Source organism: Streptomyces muensis (assembly GCF_021474425.1).
GTDB lineage: Bacteria > Actinomycetota > Actinomycetes > Streptomycetales > Streptomycetaceae > Streptomyces > Streptomyces muensis.
Genome location: NZ_JAKEIP010000463.1, coordinates 1 through 3654 on the forward strand (window position 1 = coordinate 1; position 3654 = coordinate 3654).

The 3654-nt window shown below is 75.3% G+C and carries 1 protein-coding gene; it reads left to right on the forward strand.

Annotated elements, in window-relative coordinates; genetic code table 11:
* Nucleotides 1–634: 634 nt before the first annotated feature.
* A complete protein-coding gene (locus tag L0P92_RS43065) occupies nucleotides 635–3475 on the forward strand; it encodes a helix-turn-helix transcriptional regulator (RefSeq protein ID WP_234768586.1) in 2841 nt (946 codons plus the stop codon).
* The last annotated feature ends 179 nt before the right edge of the window (nucleotides 3476–3654 follow it).

Genomic DNA, 3654 nt, shown 5'->3' on the forward strand with positions numbered 1-3654 from the left:
CTCCTGCGCTGGTCCAACGCCGACGGCGCGGACGGTAGCGGGCGTCCGCGCCGTCGGCGGTGGTGCCGCGCCGGAGCAGGTTGGGGTTGGCGGGGGGGGGGGGCGCGGTGAGCAGGCCGGCGATCGCGGGGTGGTCGTGGCGGGCGAGGTGAGGGGCTGGGGTGCGGCGGGCAGAGGTGCCGCTGTGATCGCGGCGGGTCGGGACGGCGGCGTGAGCGCGGCAGGCGAGGTGACGGGCTGGAGCCCGGCGAGCAGAGGTGCCGCTGTGACCGCGGCGGGTCAGGGCCGCGACGTGAGCGCGGCAGGCGCGGGCGCCTACGCAGCCACGCCAGACCGGAGCGGCAGCGTGAGCGTGGCGGACTCGGGCGCCCACGCGGCCACGGCAGACCGGAGCGGCAGCGTAAACGTGGCGGGCAGGGGCGTCGGCGCAGGCGGTGCGGAGCGGGCCGTGGGCGGTCGGCGGTGGGTGGTTCAGGGCGTCCCGGCGGGCGTTCGCGCATTCAGCCGCGCCTTGAAATTCCGCCTGACGATCGTGAACCCTCCGCAGCTGTTATTTGCCTCACCATGTCGTCAGTCCGAATTTCAAAGATCCGTTGCCTAATATTGGCCCGGACACGACACACGGAGGGGAGCGGTGACCGTGCGACGGGACTTCAAGGAGCCTGCCAGATGCCGCCCCGACCAGGTCATCGGCAGGGAGGAGCTGTTCACGGCGGCGCGTGAGCAGCTCGGGCGGGGCGGCAGCGTGCTGCTTCACGGCCCCGCCGGAATTGGGAAGTCGACCGTCCTGCGGGCATTGGCCGGGGAATACGGCGGTGCGGCGCGCACCGTGTTGCGCTGCTCGCCCACGGAGTCCGAATCCCACCTTCCCTTCCTGGCCCTGGCCGACCTCCTCGGCCTGGTCCTGGACGAGGTGTCCGAGCGGCTCCCCGCCGCCCAGCGCACCGCCCTGGAGTCGGCGCTCACCGGCCGCGGCGAGTCCACCCTCCAGCGCGACGGCCTCGCGCTGCGCCTCGCCGTGCTGTCCGCGCTGCGCGCCCTCGCCGACACCGGCCCCGTCCTCGTCGTCGCCGACGACCTCCAGTGGCTGGATCCGGCCAGCGCCGAACTCCTCGGTTTCGCCGCCCGCCGGCTCGGCGACACCCCGGTGCGGATGCTGTTCGCGGTGCGGACCGACGGCCAGGAGTACGACCGCCATCTACGCGCGTCCCCGCCGGACACCCTCGCCGTACGGCTGGGCCCCCTCTCGCGCGCCCAGCTGTCCGCCCTGCTCGACCACCGCGGCTACACCGGTCTGCCCCGCTCCACGGTCCGCGACATCCACCGCACCAGCGGCGGCAACGCCCTGTTCGCCCTGGAACTGGGCCGCGCCCTCGCCGACAACCCGACCCCGCCGCGCCCCGGCGAGCCCCTGCCGGTGCCCACCTCGCTGCGCGCCCTGGTGCTGAACCGCCTGGAGATGCTGTCCGAGGAGGCCCGCCGCACCCTCCTCGTGGCGAGCGCCGGCGCCCGCCCGACCGTGGCCCTGCTGCACGCGGCCGGACGGGACAACGCCGAGGCCGAGACCGCCCAGGCCGCCGCGCTCGGGCTGCTGGCGACCGAGCCCGAGGGTCCCGCCGTACGCTTCGCGCACCCGATGGTCTCGGCCGCGCTGTACGCGGAGGCGCCCGCGCAGGAGCGCCGGGCCGCGCACGCCGCGCTGTCCACGGCCGCCTCCGACCCCATCGAACGCGCCCGGCACCTGGCCCTCGCCACCCACGGCACCGACCCGGAGGTCGCCGCCCGCCTCGCCGAGGCCGCGGCCCTGGCCCGGGACCGTGGCGCGCCGTCGGTGGCCGCGCAGCTCGGGCTGCTCGCCGCCCGGCACACACCGGCGGACAGCGTGCCGAGCCCGGAGGTGGTGCGGCTGACCGCGGCCGAGGACGCGATCACCGCCGGTGAGCTGGACCTGGCCCGGGACATCGCCCGCGAGGTGCTGAGCCGTACGACCGTGCCCGAGGACCGGGTGCGGGCCTGGATCATCGTGATCGACACGGCCGGCCACGCCATGACGGAGGTCGACGCGATCTTCCCGCAGGCCCTTGCCGACGCCGGCGACGACCCGCGGCTGCTCGCCCTGGTCCACTACCAACTCACCTGGCGGGCCCTGCTCGTGGAGGGCGACTTCGACGAGGCCCGGGGCGAGGCGGCGTACGCGGCGGAGCTGGCCGCGCGGGCCGGTGACCGGTACACCGAGCTGATGGCGCTCGCCTTCCAGGCCCAGATCGAGACGCTGATGGGCCACGCGGACGCGCCCGCGACCATCCGGCGCGCGCTGGAGGAGCCGCAGGACCCGAGGGTGGCGTGCCATCACAACGGCGCCGGCTACTCCCGCTTCCGCTGGCTGATCATGAGCGACCAGCTGGCCGAGGCGCGTGCGACGGTCACCGCCCTGCTGCGGGAGGTGCGCCGGCGCGGGTCGGTCGAGAGCGAGGTGCACTTCCTGCGCGGGGTGGCCGAGACCGAACTGCACTCGGGGCACTGCGGGCGCGCCCTGGACCTGGCCCGCGAGAGCCTGCGCCTCGCCCGTGACACGGGGATCGGCGAGGTCGCCTCATGCGTGCTGACCTCGCTCGCGGAGGCGGCGGGCGGCGAGGTGGACCGGGCGCTGGCGCTGGCGCGGGAAGCCGTGGAGCACGCCGAGGAGGACGGCGACCAGATGTACGTCTCGCGTGCCCTGGCCGCCCTGGGGCACGCCCAGTTGGTGGCCGGGGACGTCGAGGCGGCCGTCGCGTCGCTGCGCCGGGTGCGTGAGCTGGAGCAGGGGCTCGGCATCACCGACCCGGCGCGCGGCCGCTGGCACGGCGACCTCGCCGAGGCGCTGGTGCGCAGCGGCGAGATCGCGGAGGCCCAGGACGTCATCGACGTCACGCGCGAGGTCGCGCTGCGGCTGAACCGCGAGAGCGTGCTCGCCGTCCTGGACCGGGCCGAGGCGCTGCTGCGTGCGGCGCGCGGCGAACGGGCCGCCGCGATGGCCCAGTTGACGTCGGCACAGGACCGGCTCGGCAAGCTGGGCTACAGCCTGGAGGAGGCCCGCGCCGCGTTCGCCCTGGCCCAGCTGCGGACCGGCACTCCCGGTCCGACGTCGTACGACGAGGCGGCCCGGCTGTTCCGCCGCTGCCGGGCGCTGCCCTGGCTGCGGCAGGTCGAGGCGGCCTCGTCGGCACGCCCCGCGGAGACGGCCACCGGCCCCGCGGCCTCCCCGCCGAGCGGTCTCGACGGCCCGGACGGCCCGGCGGCTCTGGACGGGCTCGCCGCGATGGAGCGTCAGGTCGCCGCGCTGGTGATGGAGGGCGCGACGAACCGGGAGATCGCCGCGCGCCTGTTCATCAGCGTCAAAACGGTCGAAGCGACGCTGACCCGCGTATACCGCAAGCTCGGGATCCGATCGCGGGTCGACATCGTCAGACTGGCGGCGGGTCGCCGCACGACGTGAGTTCACCCGTCGTTGTCGGTCCGGGGAGGTTTGAGCGAACCCGACCGAGGGTTTTCCCTGCCCAACTCCCTTAGGGGGTTCCCTCATTGGGAAGGGGAACTTCCGGGACCTACCTTGAGTTCGTGCCGCTCGCCGGGCACACGGGGGTCGGTCCCGCGCCCCCCGTGCACTACCCCCCA